We start from the raw sequence: 14283 nt of genomic DNA, 5'->3' as shown, positions 1-14283 counted from the left end.
GGCGCTCTGCACCTCACAAGCCGCGGAAATCGGCGAAAGTGGCGGGGAAGCTACGCCTTGCGCCGGGCTGTCGCCGGCGGACGGCCTCGCCCCCTACCAGTGCGGCGGCTTTTCAGCAAAGACGGCGCCGCCCGTGCCCTCCTCTTCCTGTGCGGCCGCGCGCTCCATCAGCAGGGCCACCCGGGCCGAGAGGCGGGCGATGTCGCGCTCCTGCCGGGCGACCATCTCGGAGAGGTCGTCGCAGGTGCGGCGCAGGTGGGCGATCTCTTCTTCCACGCGGGTGTCGTCCATCTCTCCATCCCATGCTGTTGCGGCCCTCTCCCCCTTGGGCTATCCGGCGCCGAGGTCGCCGCAAGGCACGGACGGGCGCGGGCGCGCGAGGGCACCATGGCCAAGGACAAGAAGCAGCGGCGGCCCAAGGCGGAGACGCCCAAGGGCTTCCGGGACTATTTCGGCGCCGATCTGGCCGAGCGCAACCGCATGCTCGCGCAGATCGCCGATGTCTATCACCTCTACGGCTTCGATCCGCTCGAGACGAGCGCGGTCGAGACGCTCGAGGCGCTGGGCAAGTACCTGCCCGACGTCGACCGCCCCCATGCCGGCGTCTTCGCCTGGGACGAGCCCGAGTCGGGCTGGCTGGCCTTGCGTTACGACCTGACGGCGCCTCTGGCGCGGGTGGCGGCGCAGTTCCGGCAGGAGCTGCCCACGCCCTACCGCCGCTACGCCATGGGCCCGGTCTGGCGCAACGAGAAGCCCGGGCCGGGGCGCTACCGCCAGTTCTACCAGTGCGACGCCGATACAGTCGGCGCGGCCTCGGTCGCCGCCGATGCCGAGATCGTGGCGATGCTGGCCGACGTGCTCGAGGCCGTGGGCATCCCGCGCGGCGACTACATCTGCCGGGTGAACAACCGCAAGGTGCTGAACGGGGTGATGGAGGCGGCCGGCGTGCTCGACCCCGCCGACCCGGAGAAGTGGGCGCACGAGCGCGGGATCGTGCTGCGCGCCATCGACAAGCTCGACCGGCTGGGGCCGGACGGCGTGCGCGCCCTGCTTGGCGAGGGGCGGCGCGACGAGTCGGGCGACTTCACCAAGGGCGCGGGGCTCTCGGGCGCGCAGGCCGACGTGGTGATGGCCTTCATGGGCGCGGGTGGCATGGCCGGCACGCAGGCGGGCGCGGTCGATCTGCTGACCGACGACGCCACCGACTATCCCGGCAGCGCCACGATGGAGAGGGGAGCAACCCCGCAGGACGTGGTGCTGGCCCGCCTGCGCGATCTCGTGGGCGCATCGGAGACCGGCCGGCAGGGCGTCGACGAGCTGGAGCAGATCGCGGCCCTGCTCGATACGCAGGGCTACGGCACCGACCGGGCGGTGATCGAGCCCTCCGTGGTGCGGGGCCTCGGCTATTACACCGGCCCCGTCTTCGAGGCCGAGCTGACCTTCGAGATCGCGGGCGAGGACGGCCGGCCTCGGCAGTTCGGCTCGGTCGCGGGCGGCGGGCGCTATGATGACCTGGTGAAGCGGTTCACCGGGCAGGCGGTGCCGGCGACGGGCGTCTCGATCGGGGTGGACCGGCTGCTGGCGGCGCTGCGCGAGACGGGCCGCGTCGGCCGGCGCGCGGCGGGCCCCGTGGTGGTGACGGTGATGGACCGCGCGCGCATGGCCGACTACCAGGCGATGGTGCGCGAGCTGCGCGCCGCCGGCATCCGGGCCGAGGCGTATCTCGGCAATCCGAAGAACTTCGGCAACCAGCTCAAGTATGCCGACAAGCGCGAAAGCCCTGTCGCCGTGATCCAGGGCGAGGACGAGGCGGCCCGCGGCGTCGTGCAGCTGAAGGACCTGGTGCTGGGTGCGAAGATCGCCGCCGATGCCAGCCTCGAGGAATGGAAGAGCCAGCCCGCCCAGCGCGAGGTGCCGCGCGGCGCTCTCGTGGCCGAGGTGCGCAGGCTGCTGGAGGGGCAGGTGGGCTGATGCCGTCCAAGGCCGCGATCCGGGCCGAGGCGGCACGCCTGCAGGCGGTGCTCTCCGAGGCGGTGGGCGGCGCGCAGGCCATCGAGGCCGACATCCTGCAGCCCGCCGAGACGCTGCTCGACCTTTACGGCGAGGATATCCGCGCCCGCGCCTACGTCACCGCCGACCCGGTGCGCGGCGAGCGGATGCTCAGGCCCGACTTCACCGTGCCCGTGGTGCAGATGCACATGGAGAGCGGGGCCGAGCCCGCGCGCTACACCTATGCCGGCGAGGTCTTTCGCCGGCAGGAGAGCCCCGAGCCCGGCCGCCCGGCCGAATACATCCAGGTGGGCCTCGAAGTGTTCGACCGCGACGATCCGGCTGCCCGCGACGCCGAGGTGTTCTGCGCCATCGCGGGGGCGCTCGCGCCCCTGCGGCTGAAGGCGGCGATGGGCGATATTGGCCTGCTCGCCGCCGCCGTGTCGGGCCTGCCTCTCTCGGAGCCGCGCAAGGCGGCGCTGATGCGGCACCTGTGGCGGCCGCACCGTTTCCGCGACCTGCTGGAGCGGTTCGCCGGGCGCCGTGCCCCCCCGCCGGCCCGCCAGGCGCTGCTTGACGCGGTCGCCGCGCAGGGCGCGGACGCGGTGATCGACGCGGCCGGCCCGGTGATCGGCCGCCGCGCGCGCGCCGAGATCGCGGCCCGCCTCGCCGCGCTCGCCACCGACGCCGCAGAGCCGCCGCTGCCCACGCGGGACCTGGCGCTGATCGACGACCTTCTGGGCGTCCGCGCGACGCCGCACGACGCGCTGTCGCGGCTGCATGACCTCGCCGTGGACCTGCCCGCGCTCGAGCCGGCGCTCGCGCGGCTGTCGGCCCGGCTCGACGCGCTCGACGCGGCCGGAGTCGACCTCGAGGCGGTCGCCTTCGAGGCGAGTTACGGCCGCACGACCCTGGAATACTACGACGGGTTCGTCTTCGGCTTCGTGGCCGAGCGTGGCGGGCTGCCGCCGGTCGCCACGGGGGGGCGCTACGACGCGCTGACCCGCCAGCTCGGCGCGGGCCGCGAGATCCCCGCGGTCGGCGGCGTGATCCGCCCCGCGCTGGTGCTCGAGCTGGGGGGAGGGGCCTGATGCTGCGGCTCGGCGTGCCCTCGAAGGGCCGGCTGATGGAAAAGACCTTCGACTGGTTCGCCGCGCGCGGGGTGGAGATCGCCCGCACCGGCGACGAGCGCGAATATGCCGGCCATGTCTCGGGGGTGGAGGATGTGCGGCTCTTGCTGCTTTCGGCGGGCGAGATCCCGCGCGAGCTGGCGGCGGGGCGCATCCACCTCGGCGTCACGGGGACGGACCTCGTGCGCGAGCAAATTCCCGGCTGGGAGCGGGTGGTGCAAGAGCTCGCGCCCCTCGGCTTCGGCCATGCCGATCTCGTGCTCGCGGTGCCAAGGGCGTGGGTCGACGTCGAGACGCCGGGCGATCTCGACGCCGCCGCCGCCGCCTTCCGCGCCGCCCACGGCCACCGCCTGCGCATCGCCACCAAATATCATCGGCTCGTCCGGGACTACCTGCGCGCCGAAGGCGTGGCCGATTACGCGCTGGTCGATTCGCAGGGGGCGACCGAGGGAACCGTGGCCAACGGCACCGCCGAGGCCATCGCAGACATCACCTCGTCTGGCGAGACGCTGCGCGCCAACCATCTGCGCCCGCTCTCGACACCGCCGATCCTGCGCAGCGAGGCGACGCTGTTTCGCGCGCGCGGGGCCGAGTGGTCGGCCGGCGCGCGGGCGGCCATCGCGGCGCTGGCCCGGCGCATCGGGGTCGAGCCGGGCGGCGACTGACCGGGCCGCGCCGCCCATGCAGCCACCGGGAGGAGGAGGGAAAACCATGCCATCCCACAGCAGTTCAGCGGCATTGGCAGGGCTGCCGGTGACGTTCGACCGGGCGATTCCGCCGGACTGGACCGACTACAACGGCCACATGAACGAGCTGCACTACATGGAGGCGGCGGCCCGGGCCAACGACCGGTTCATGGAGATGATCGGCGCCGATGCCGCGTATGTCGCCGCCGGGCGCAGCTACTTCACCGCCGAGAACCACGTCTGCTACCTGCGCGAGATGCACGGGGGCGAGCGGCTGCAGGTCACGACGCAGGTGCTGGTTGGAGAGGGAAAGAAGATGCTGCTCTTCCACCGTGTCCTGAACGCGGCGGGCGAAACCTGTGCGACGGTGGAATCGATGCAGCTCCACGTCGATCTCGCGACGCGCAAGACCTGCCCGCCGGACGACGCCGTGGCCGAGCGTCTGGGCGCGTGGGCCGCGGCCCATTCCGCGCTGCCCCGGCCCGAGCAGGCCGGGCGCGGCATCGGAGCGCCGCGCTAGGGCCGAGATGCAAGACGCCCGCGCGAGGGGCGCGGGCGTCCGAAGCTGTCGAGGCTGCGCTTTCGGTCAGGCCGCCTGAACGGCCGATAAGCGTCGCTCATTCTGCGGTGGCGAGATCACCGCGTCGTGCAGCGCCTTGATCGCGGTGTCGCGTGCCTCGCGCGCCACGGCGAACTGCACATCGACGCGACGCGAGGTCTGGTGCGCGCCGATCACGTCGAGCCCGGCCTCGGTGAGGGCCGCGAGACCCCGCGAGAGCACCTTGAGGCCCGTCAGGTCGCGCCCCACCACCGAGGCGATGGCGGCCGACTGGATGCGGATTTCGGCATTCGGGAACTTCGCCTGCAGGTCGCGCTCGACCCGGCGCAGCGCCTTGAGAGACCCGTCGCAGTAATGCGTGATCGTGTTGGCGTTCGACGTCTTCGAGACGATCCACACGTCGTGCCGCGTCAGCGCCTCGAGGATCGCCGCGTCGTAGCCCTTCACGCCGACCATGTCGGGCTCGTAGAGCTCGAGCGCGAAGACGTCGATGCCGCAGACGATCTCGGCTGCCGGTTCGTCGGCCTCGCAGCTGTCGATCAGCGTGCCCGGATCGCCGGGGTCGAAGGCGTTGGCCACGCGCAGGGCGACGCCCGACTGGCGCAGCGTCTTGGCGGCAGAGGGGTGGATCGCCTCCATCCCGAGGTTCGACAGCTGGTCGGCCACGTCGTAGTTGGTGTGGCCGAGCTTGCGGACATTCTCTGCGCCCACCAGCTTGGGGTCGGCCGACGAGAGGTGGAACTCCTTGTGGATGATCGCCTCGCGCGCCCCCGTGAGGGCGGCGATGCGCGAGAACGTCACCTCGGAATAGCCGCGGTCGAACTCGTTCATCAGCCCCTCGGCGCACTGGGCGTAGCCCGTCACGATGGGCAGCTCCGACGTGAGGTCGACACCCGAAAAGGCGCTCTCGATCCGGCTGTCGAGGCTGTGCTCGGCCTCGTCGCGCCAGCCCGACAGGTCGACGAAGCGGGCGTTCACGCCGGCCCGTCGCAGCGCGAGATGGGCGACGAAGGCGGAATGCGCCTCGCCCAGCCCCGACAGCAGCTCGCGGATGATGCCCATCTGCTGCGACAGGCGGAACTGCCCGTAGGAGCACAGGCGCTGCAGGTCGATCAGGCAGTTGCGCGCGCCCTCGACGCGCTCGCGCACGAAGTTCTCGGCGAAATCGCGGTCGGCGGGGTCGGTCAGCACGGCCTCGTGGGCGGAGACCATCGCCTCGTGCACCCTCGTCAGCGCGTCCGACCACGCCTGGTCGGACGAAGCGTTGGCGAACAGCGCGTAGACGCCGGGCTCGCCGGTCTTCTTGTGCTCGAGGAGCAGGTCGGTGATGCCGCCGAAGGCCGAGACCACGAAGACGCGGCCGTAGAGGTCGTTGCCGCGGTCGCCGACGATCAGCGTGTCGATCAGCTCGCCCAACCGCGACATGGAGGTGCCGCCGATCTTTTCGACGGTGTGATTGGCTTGGGTCAATGGATGCTCGCGGCGGGGCTCTCCCCCGCCGGCCTCAACTGGTTTCCTCGAGAGCGTAGGAGCCGTCTTCCCGGTGCACCTCGCGCCCCGTGACGGGCGGGTTGAACACGCAGGCCATCACCAGCTCTTCCTCGGCACGCAGCGTGTGCCGGTCGTGCTCGTTCAGCGCATACATCACGCCGGGCCTGATCTGGTGCGTCTCGCCGGTGGCGTGGTCGGTGATCGTGCCCTTGCCCGACATGCAATACACGCTCTCGAAGTGGTTCTTGTATTCGAACGTGTGCTCGGAGCCTTCGTTCAGGAACGTGATGTGGAACGAAAAGCCCATCCCGTCATCGGCCAGAAGCATGCGGACCGATGTCCACTCCGCGTCCGAAACGACACGATCGGTGCCTTGCAGGTCATTGAAATCTCTGACGATCATGGCGATTACTCCGCTGCGATCTTGTGGCTTTGCAGGCAGGTGCGCGCGGCATTCTCGAGAATGGTCAGCCCCTCCTCGAACTGCGCGGTGGGGATGGTCAGCGGCGCGAGCACCTTGACCACCTCGTCATGCGCGCCCGAGGTCTCGATGATCAGCCCGCCCCGGAAAGCCTCGGCGCAGATCTCCTCGGCCAGTTCGCCCGAGCCCACGTCGACGCCGCGCATCATGCCCCGGCCCTTGAGCTGCGCGCCGGGGATCATGTCGGCGATCCGGGTCAGCCGCTCCTCGAGGATGTCGGCCTTGGCGGCGATCTCCTTCTTGAAGGCGTCGTCGGCCCAGAACTTTTCCAGAGCGACGCGGGCGGTGACGAAGGCGTGGGTGTTGCCGCGGAACGTGCCGTTGTGCTCGGCCGGCTTCCAGATGTCGAGGTCGCGCTTCATGAGCATGACCGCGAAGGGCAGGCCGAAGCCCGAGAGCGACTTGGCGAGCGTCACCATGTCGGGCTCGACATCCCAGCCGTCGAAGCTGAAGAAATCGCCGGTGCGGCCGATGCCGGCCTGGATGTCGTCGACGATCAGCAGAGCGCCGTGCTTCCTGGCGATGCGGCCGAGGCCCTCCGTCCATTCGCGGGTGGCGGCGTTGAGGCCGCCCTCGCCCTGCACGAGCTCCACGAGGAAGGCCGCGGGCGCGTCGATGCCGCTCGACGGGTTGTCGAGCATCAGCTCGATCTGGGCCAGCGTGTCGACATCGGGGCCGAAGGCGCCCTCGTAGGGCATGCGCCCGACGCCGCACAGGGCCGCGCCGCCGGCGCCCGCCCGCTTGCCGGAATTGCCCGTGCAGGCCAGCGCGCCCAGCGTCATGCCATGGAAGCCGTTGGTGAATGCGATCACCTCGCGCCGGCCCGTCACCTTGCGCGCGAGCTTCAGCGCGGCCTCGACGGCGTTGGTGCCGGTGGGGCCGGTCATCATGATCTTGTGGTCCATGCCGCGCGGCTCGAGGATCAGATTCTCGAAGGTCTCGAAGAAGCGGCCCTTGGTATCCGACATCATGTCGAGGCCATGGGCGATGCCGTCGCCGGCGATGTGCTCCACCAGAGCGGCCTTCATGTCGGGGTCGTTGTGGCCGTAGTTGAGCGACGAGCAGCCGGCGAGAAAGTCAATGTAGTCGCGGCCTTCGGTATCGGTCAGCGTGGCGTTGCGCGCGCTGGCAAAGACGGTGTCGAAGGAGCGGCAGTAGCTGCGCGCTTCCGACTCGCGACGAGAAAAGATGGCCTTGGCGGCCGATGTGTCAGTCGACATGACTAAGTCCTTTGGTATGCGAAGGTTCTGGCGAGGCGGTGCAGGGGCGACCGGCTCAGGCCGCCGCGCGCTGCGCCTCGGGCAGACGGATCGTGACCATCCGCTCTGTGTCGTGTGCGCCGCCGAAGTGACGGTCGCGGCAGAAGTGCGTCTCGTGGTCGAGCGTGGCGCCCGCGCGCTCGGCGAACCGGGTGAACAGCGCCCACGAGGCCGCGTTGTCGTCGGTGATCGTGGTCTGCACCTGGCGCACGCCGCGGGACGCCTCGCGCGAGAGAAGCGCGTCGAGCATGCGGCGGCCGAGGCTTTCGCCCCGGGCCGCGGGCGATACGGCGACCTGCCAGACGAACAGCGTGTCGGGATCGTCGGGCACCCGGTAGCCGGACACCCAGCCCACGACCTCTCCGCCCTTCTCCGCGAGGATGCAGGTATCGGCGAAGTGGTCGCACTGCAGCAGGTTGCAGTACATCGAGTTCTCGTCGAGCGGCTTGCACTCGGAGATCAGGCTCCACACCGCTGCGCCGTCGCCCTTGCGGGGCTTGCGGAGGCGGGTGGTGTCTGAATGCAGCGATGTCGGTCGTCTGTCCACGGCTCTGCTCTGCGTTGCTTCGGTTGACGAAGTAATTAGTATGCTTAGCTAAGTAAATCAAGTTCACGCTTCGAATGAGAGGGATTTTTGCCTGTGGCGATAACGACAGACCCCGAAAAAGTTCGCGCACCGAACGGCTTGGCGGAGATGGCAAGGCAGCGAGCCTCTGCTAGTCTCTCTCCGGCTGACGAGGGGGAAGCCGCGGTGGACCGGACCGACGAAAGCCTGATCGCCCTGCGCCGTATCCTGCGCGCGACCGAGCTCTACGGACGGGAGCTGGCGCAAAAGGCGGGGCTGACCGCCGTGCAGATCCGCGTCCTCCAGATCGTGGGCGAGACGGGCCGCGCCACGCCCAAGGCCATCGCCACCCGAATGGGCGTGAGCCAGGCGACGATGACCGCGCTTGTCGATCGGCTGGCGGCCAAGGGCATGGTCGAGCGCCAGCGCTCCGAGACCGACCGCCGCCAGACCAACGTGCTGATCACCGAGGCCGGTCGCGCCGCCGTGGAGCGCGCGCCCGACCCCCTGCAGCAGCGTTACGTCAAGCGCTTCGAGGCGTTGGACGACTGGGAGCAGGCGCTCGTCGTCTCGGTGCTCGAGCGCGTGGCCGGGATGCTCGATTCGGCGGAGATCGACGCCTCCCCAGTGCTCGATTCGGGCGACTTGCGCGCGCCCTCGCCGCGGCAGAAGGCCTGACGCGCCCCCCGCTCTCAACCGAACCGTAACGCCCCGTGCGGATGATCCCGTGGCGCAGGGTGCGCCGCAGCGGGAAGGGCCGATGCAGACGATCTGGGCCGAGCACGCGCTCATTCGCGGAGCGTGGGAGCGCGACGTTCACCTCTACATCGCCGGCGGCCACATCCGCCGGATCGTCACCGATTGCGACCCGGCCGACACCCGCGTGGCGCTGCTTGTGCCGGCGCCGGCCAACGTGCACCACCACGCGGCGCTGCGCGCCCTTGCCGAGGGCGGCGGCGCCGTCGCCCGGCCCGAGGCACAGCGCCGGCTGCTCGACCGCATGACGCCCGACGACCTCGAGGCGGTGGCGGCGCTCGCGCAGATGGAGATGCTGGAGACCGGCTACGGCGCGTGCGTGGAGTTCCACCGACTGCACCATGCCCCCGACGGCACACCCTATGCCCGCGTCTCCGAGATGGCCGAACGGATCGTTGCGGCCGCCGGCGCCACGGGAATCGGGCTGGCGCTGGTGCCGGTGCACACCCGCCATGGCGGCGCCGACGGGCGCGCGCCGGGGCCGCACGAGGCACGCTTTTCCACCACGCGGGACCAGTTCGCGCGGCTGGTCGCGGGCGCGCGCGCCGCCTGCGCCGATCTGGGGCGCGATGCCGTGGTGGGGGTGTCGCCCCACTCGCTGCGCGAGGTGCCGGCGGAGCATCTGGCTGAGGTGACCGCGCAGGCGGGGGGCGGGCCTGTCCACATGCACCTTGCCGCCTCTGCCGACGAGGTGGAGGAGGTGCGCGCGTCGCTCGGCGCCCGGCCCGGCGAATGGGCGCTCGAGAACCTGCCCCTCGACGGGCGCTGGTGCCTGATCCATTGCACTCATCTCGACCGCGGCGAGACGCGGGCGCTCGGCGCGACCGGCGCCGTGGCGGGGCTCTGCCCCGCGGCCCGCGCGCGCGATGGCGGGCATAACCTCGACCTGGCCGGCTGGCTCGGCGCGGGCGGGGGCCTCGGCGTCGGATCGGGCGGCAACCTGCGCCCGCTCCTTCCGGCCGAACTCGCGCCGCTGCTCCCGGTGTTCGCCGCAGGCGCCGACGACGCCGGGCGGCGCCTGCTGGCCGCCGCGGCCCGGGGGGGCGCGCGAGCGGCGGGCCGCGGCGCGGGCCGGATCGAGCCGGGCGCCTGGGCCGACCTGCTCGCGCTCGACACGGCCCATTCCGATCTTGCCGGCCTGTCGCCCGATGGCGCGCTAGACCGATTCGTGCGGTCGGCTGGCACGGCCGCCGGGCGGGGGATGGTGCGGCACGTCTGGTCGGCCGGACGTCACCTCGTGCGCGATGGCCGCCATGTCTGGCGCGAGCGCATTCTGTCGCGCTACGAGGCCGCGGCGGCGGGCCTGCGGGCGGCGCTCTAGGCCGGGCGCCACCCCCCCGCTTACAGCTCGGTGCGCACGTGCCAGAGCTCGGGGAAGAGCTCGACCTCCAGCATCCGCTTGAGATAGCTCACCCCGCCGGTGCCCCCGGTGCCGCGCTTGAACCCGATCACGCGCTCGACCGTGGTGACGTGGTTGAAGCGCCAACGGCGGAAATAGTCCTCGAGATCGACCAGTTTCTCCGCCGTCTCGTAGAGCGCCCAGTGACGCCCCGGGTCGCGGTAGACCGCCTCCCACATCGCGCGCACCCGATCGCTCGGCACATGGGGGGCGCGGGCCGGGGCGAGGGCCGCCTCGGGCACGTCATGGCCGAGGCTGCGGGCGTGGCCGAGCACCACCTGGTAAAGGCTGGGGCGCGACAGCTCGACCTCGAGGGCCTCGGCTGATGCGGGGTCGTGGGCGTGGGGCCGGATCATGGCCGGGTTGCGGTTGCCCAGGGCGAACTCGATCAGCCGGTACTGCAGCGACTGGAAGCCCGACGACTGCCCGAGCGCCGCACGGAAGGTCGTGTAATCCGACGGCGTCATGGTGCGCAGCACGTCCCAGGCCGAGTTGAGCTGCTCCATGATGCGGCTGACCCGGGCGAGCCCCTTCATCGCCGGGGCCGTGTGGCCGGCCGCGATGGCCTGCCGCGCGGCATCCAGCTCGTGCAGCATCAGCTTCATCCACAGCTCGGATGTCTGGTGCTGGATGATGAACAGCATCTCGTCGGGCGCGTCCGACAGCGGGCGCTGCGCCGTCAGGATGCAGTCGAGCGCGAGATAATCGCCGTAGGACATGCGGCGCTCGAACGCCATCTCGGCGCCCTCGTCGGCGGGGTCGTAGGGCTCGGCCATGGCGGGGCTTCCCTCTGCGCGGGCGGGAGCGCGGAAGGTGCAGATGGCGCGGCGCGGCGTCAAGCAGGCGCGCTTGCCGGTGAGCCTTGCCGGCGCTAGGCGGGGCCTGCGACGCGGAGACCGCCATGACCCAGCCAGCACCCGATCCCCGGCAACCCGATCCCCGCCAACCCGTTCTCCGGCAGGCGATCGTCGAGGCCTGCCGCGAGATGAACCGCTCGGGGCTGAACCAGGGCACCTCGGGCAACATCTCGGTCCGCGACGACACGGGCGGGGACGACACGGGCGGGGACGACACGGGCGGAAACGACACGGGCGGCGGCGCCTCGGGCGGGTGTGGCGGCCTGCTGATCACGCCATCGGGCGTGCCCTACGACCGGATGGGCGCGGGCGACATCGTGGCCATGGGGCTCGACGGACAGGTGCGGGGGCCGGGCAAGCCCTCGACCGAGTGGCGCTTTCACGTCGACATCCTGCGGCAGCGGCCCGAGGTGGGGGCGGTGGTGCACGCCCACCCCACCGCCTGCACGACGCTGGCGATCATGGGCCGCGCCATCCCGCCGGTGCATTACATGGTGGCGATCTGCGGCGGCCGCGACATCCGCTGTGCGCCCTACGCGACCTTCGGCACCGAGGCGCTGTCGCGCCACGCGCTCGCCGCGCTCGAGGGGCGGACGGCGTGCCTGCTCGCCCATCACGGGATGATCGCGCTGGGCGAGACGCTCGACCAGGCGATGTGGCGGGCCGTCGAGGTCGAGGCGCTCGCGCGCCAGTATCTGGGCTGCCTGCCCTTCGGCGATCCGCCCGAACTGAGCGACGACGAGATCGCGCGCGTGCTCGAGCGGATGAAGGGCTACGGCCATGCGGGCTGACATGCCGCCCGTCCGGAGCGCTTGAAAGCCGCGGCCGCTTTCCGTATCTGCACCGAAACCGAGAGGCGAGAGAGCATGGCCAACCCGATCCAGTTCGTTCAGCAGGTCCGGTCCGAGGTGTCGAAGGTCGTGTGGCCGACGCGCCGCGAGGTCGCGCTGACCACCTTCATGGTGTTCCTGCTGGCCACTTTGGCCGCGATCTTCTTCTTTTTCGTCGACTGGTTGATCCGCACCGGTCTGACGCAGGTCCTGTCGTTCTTCGGCAGCTGACCCCGGCAGGCGCCGGCGGCGGCGCGGGCGCTTGAAATGCCCCGGGAGAGGGGGTAAGCGGCCCGGACTTCCAGACAGCATGGCGCGCCTCGATTCGGGTCGCGCGCCGCTCGCGTTTGGGCAGAGGCACCAGGCGCCCGCGGGCGCGCAATCGCGAAGGACGGCGAGGCAGGCATGGCGAAGCGGTGGTATTCGGTCTCGGTTCTCTCGAACTTCGAGAAGAAGATCGCCGAGCAGATCCGGCACGACGTGGCGCAGGCCGGCCTCGAGGACGAGATCGACGAGGTGCTCGTGCCCACGGAAGAGGTGATCGAGGTCCGCCGCGGCAAGAAGGTGACCACCGAGCGCCGTTTCATGCCCGGCTACGTGCTGGTCCACATGGAGATGTCGGACAAGGGCTATCACCTGATCAACTCGATCAACCGGGTGACGGGGTTCCTCGGGCCGCAGGGCAAGCCGATGCCGATGCGCGACGAGGAGGTGAACCAGATCCTCAACCGCGTCGAGGAAGGGGCCGAGGCGCCGCGCTCGCTGATCTCCTACGAGGTGGGAGAGCAGGTGAACGTCACCGACGGGCCGTTCGAGGGCTTCTCGGGCTCGGTCGAGGAGGTCGACGAGGACAACCAGCGCCTCAAGGTGATGGTGTCGATCTTCGGGCGCGCGACGCCCGTCGAGCTGGAATACGCGCAGGTCTCCAAGGCGTCCTGACGCGGTGAACGCGGGAGGTGAGCCGGGCGCGCCCGGGGCCGGACCGCGACGACGAGAAGGGGCCGGACGCGTCCGCGCCCTGTTGGAGAAAGGAGAGGCCGGATGGCCAAGAAACTCGCAGGCACGATGAAGCTCCAGGTGCCCGCCGGGCAGGCGAACCCGTCGCCCCCCGTCGGCCCCGCTCTGGGTCAGCGCGGCATCAACATCATGGAATTCTGCAAGGCGTTCAACGCCAAGACGCAGGAAATGGAGCCGGGCGCGCCCTGTCCGACGGTGATCACGTATTACCAGGACAAGTCCTTCACGATGGACATCAAGACGCCGCCCGCGTCCTACTACCTCAAGAAGGCCGCCAAGCTGAAGTCGGGCGCCAACGCGCCGGGCAAGCAGACCGTCGGCACGGTGACCGTCGCGCAGGTGCGCGAGATCGCCGAGGCCAAGATGAAGGATCTGTCGGCCACCGACATCGACCAGGCGATGAAGATCATCCTCGGGTCGGCGCGGTCGATGGGCATCGAGGTGAAGGGGTAACGTCATGGCGAAAATCGGCAAGCGCACCCGCGCCGCCCGCGAGGCCGTGGCCGGCAAGGAGAACATCACCGTCGAGGAGGCGGTGGACATCATCAAGGCCAACGCCTCGGCCAGGTTCGACGAGACGGTGGAGATCGCCGTCAATCTCGGCGTCGACCCTCGACATGCCGACCAGATGGTGCGCGGCAAGGTCACCCTGCCCGCCGGCACCGGCAAGGAGGTCCGCGTGGCTGTCTTCGCCCGCGGCGACAAGGCGGAAGAGGCCAAGGCGGCCGGGGCCGACATCGTCGGCGCCGAAGACCTGATGGAGACGATCCAGGGCGGCACGATCGAGTTCGATCGCTGCATCGCCACGCCCGACATGATGCCCATCGTCGGCCGGCTCGGCAAGATCCTCGGCCCGCGCAACCTGATGCCGAACCCCAAGGTCGGCACGGTGACGCCCGACGTGAAGGGCGCCGTCGAGGCGGCCAAGGGCGGCGAGGTGCAGTTCAAGGTCGAGAAGGCCGGCGTCGTGCACGCCGGTGTCGGCAAGGCGAGCTTCGACGCGGGCAAACTGGCCGAGAACGTGCGCGCCTTCGTCGACGCGGTCTCGAAGGCCAAGCCTGCGGGCGCAAAGGGGACCTACATGAAGAAGGTCAGCCTGAGTTCCACCATGGGCCCCGGCGTGTCGATCGACGTCAATTCGGCGCTCGGCGCCGAGGCCGCGCCGCAGGCGGCCGAGTGAGGCTGCTGCCGGGTGATGCCCGGCAGCCAGGCCCTGCCCAGGAAAGCGCCCCGTTCCGGGGCGTTTTTTCGTCGTGCGTCGGCG

At 70.7% G+C, this 14283-nt stretch carries 17 protein-coding genes; 11 read left to right on the top strand and 6 right to left on the bottom strand.

Translation table 11 applies throughout. The annotated features are described in order from the left end of the window. Positions 1-93: 93 nt before the first annotated feature. Complete coding sequence (locus tag DLJ49_RS11885; protein WP_115393773.1) at positions 94-291, bottom strand: SlyX family protein; 198 nt, start codon at positions 289-291, stop codon at positions 94-96. A gap of 96 nt (positions 292-387) precedes the next feature. Between DLJ49_RS11885 and hisS the strand changes: the two genes are divergently transcribed. Genes hisS through DLJ49_RS11865 form a run of 4 tightly spaced genes read left to right on the top strand, consistent with a single transcriptional unit; the run spans position 388 to position 4325 of the window. Continuing rightward, positions 388-1971 carry a histidine--tRNA ligase gene (gene hisS / locus DLJ49_RS11880; protein ID WP_115393772.1) on the top strand — a complete coding sequence of 528 codons (1584 nt, stop codon included), beginning with the start codon at positions 388-390 and terminating at the stop codon, positions 1969-1971. Then, positions 1971-3080 carry an ATP phosphoribosyltransferase regulatory subunit gene (locus DLJ49_RS11875; RefSeq protein WP_115393771.1) on the top strand — a complete coding sequence of 370 codons (1110 nt, stop codon included), beginning with the start codon at positions 1971-1973 and terminating at the stop codon, positions 3078-3080. Before hisS ends, DLJ49_RS11875 begins: the two co-directional genes overlap by 1 nt. Beyond that, positions 3077-3784 (top strand): ATP phosphoribosyltransferase, encoded by a 708-nt coding sequence (gene hisG / locus DLJ49_RS11870; RefSeq protein ID WP_115393770.1) that lies wholly within the window; start codon positions 3077-3079, stop codon positions 3782-3784. The genes DLJ49_RS11875 and hisG overlap by 4 nt, the downstream gene beginning before the upstream one ends. Before the next feature lie 46 nt (positions 3785-3830). After that, positions 3831-4325, top strand: coding sequence for a thioesterase family protein (locus DLJ49_RS11865; protein WP_233488975.1), 495 nt, complete (start codon positions 3831-3833; stop codon positions 4323-4325). A gap of 66 nt (positions 4326-4391) precedes the next feature. Here DLJ49_RS11865 and DLJ49_RS11860 read toward each other — a convergent pair whose 3' ends face one another. The 4 genes from DLJ49_RS11860 to ectA are packed head-to-tail and all read right to left on the bottom strand — an operon-like array spanning position 4392 to position 8142. After that, a complete protein-coding gene (locus DLJ49_RS11860) occupies positions 4392-5834 on the bottom strand; it encodes an aspartate kinase (protein ID WP_115393768.1) in 1443 nt (480 codons plus the stop codon). A gap of 34 nt (positions 5835-5868) precedes the next feature. Continuing rightward, positions 5869-6258: an ectoine synthase gene (locus DLJ49_RS11855; protein ID WP_115393767.1), complete on the bottom strand. Its 390-nt coding sequence runs from the start codon at positions 6256-6258 to the stop codon at positions 5869-5871. Positions 6259-6263: 5 nt separating this feature from the next. Next, the gene (gene ectB, locus DLJ49_RS11850) at positions 6264-7556 is read right to left on the bottom strand and encodes a diaminobutyrate--2-oxoglutarate transaminase (protein WP_115393766.1); all 1293 of its coding nucleotides are present in this window, start codon (positions 7554-7556) and stop codon (positions 6264-6266) included. A gap of 55 nt (positions 7557-7611) precedes the next feature. After that, positions 7612-8142, bottom strand: coding sequence for a diaminobutyrate acetyltransferase (gene ectA, locus DLJ49_RS11845; RefSeq protein WP_199533361.1), 531 nt, complete (start codon positions 8140-8142; stop codon positions 7612-7614). 204 nt (positions 8143-8346) lie between these two features. Between ectA and DLJ49_RS11840 the strand changes: the two genes are divergently transcribed. Further along, positions 8347-8838, top strand: coding sequence for a MarR family winged helix-turn-helix transcriptional regulator (locus DLJ49_RS11840; protein ID WP_115393765.1), 492 nt, complete (start codon positions 8347-8349; stop codon positions 8836-8838). A gap of 82 nt (positions 8839-8920) precedes the next feature. Further along, the gene (locus DLJ49_RS11835; RefSeq protein WP_115393764.1) at positions 8921-10237 is read left to right on the top strand and encodes an amidohydrolase family protein; all 1317 of its coding nucleotides are present in this window, start codon (positions 8921-8923) and stop codon (positions 10235-10237) included. 20 nt (positions 10238-10257) lie between these two features. Here DLJ49_RS11835 and DLJ49_RS11830 read toward each other — a convergent pair whose 3' ends face one another. Continuing rightward, positions 10258-11091 (bottom strand): tryptophan 2,3-dioxygenase, encoded by an 834-nt coding sequence (locus DLJ49_RS11830; RefSeq protein ID WP_115393763.1) that lies wholly within the window; start codon positions 11089-11091, stop codon positions 10258-10260. Between the two features lie 125 nt (positions 11092-11216). Here DLJ49_RS11830 and DLJ49_RS11825 point away from each other — a divergent pair, with 125 nt between their 5' ends. The 5 genes from DLJ49_RS11825 (at position 11217) to rplA (ending at position 14199) form a co-directional block, all read left to right on the top strand. Further along, a complete protein-coding gene (locus DLJ49_RS11825; RefSeq protein ID WP_115393762.1) occupies positions 11217-11963 on the top strand; it encodes a class II aldolase/adducin family protein in 747 nt (248 codons plus the stop codon). Positions 11964-12038: 75 nt separating this feature from the next. Beyond that, positions 12039-12233 (top strand): preprotein translocase subunit SecE, encoded by a 195-nt coding sequence (gene secE / locus DLJ49_RS11820; RefSeq protein ID WP_115393761.1) that lies wholly within the window; start codon positions 12039-12041, stop codon positions 12231-12233. A 174-nt stretch (positions 12234-12407) separates the two neighbouring features. Continuing rightward, positions 12408-12941 (top strand): transcription termination/antitermination protein NusG, encoded by a 534-nt coding sequence (gene nusG / locus DLJ49_RS11815; protein WP_115393760.1) that lies wholly within the window; start codon positions 12408-12410, stop codon positions 12939-12941. A gap of 102 nt (positions 12942-13043) precedes the next feature. Continuing rightward, on the top strand, positions 13044-13472 hold the full coding sequence (gene rplK, locus DLJ49_RS11810) for a 50S ribosomal protein L11 (protein ID WP_115393759.1): 429 nt from the start codon (positions 13044-13046) through the stop codon (positions 13470-13472). A 4-nt stretch (positions 13473-13476) separates the two neighbouring features. Then, positions 13477-14199: a 50S ribosomal protein L1 gene (gene rplA, locus DLJ49_RS11805; protein WP_115393758.1), complete on the top strand. Its 723-nt coding sequence runs from the start codon at positions 13477-13479 to the stop codon at positions 14197-14199. Positions 14200-14283 lie beyond the last annotated feature (84 nt).

It is taken from the genome of Rhodovulum sp. 12E13 (assembly GCF_003340565.1).
In the GTDB taxonomy this organism is placed as follows: Bacteria; Pseudomonadota; Alphaproteobacteria; order Rhodobacterales; family Rhodobacteraceae; genus HLUCCA09.
This window is presented reverse-complemented; position numbering and strand designations above follow the sequence as displayed.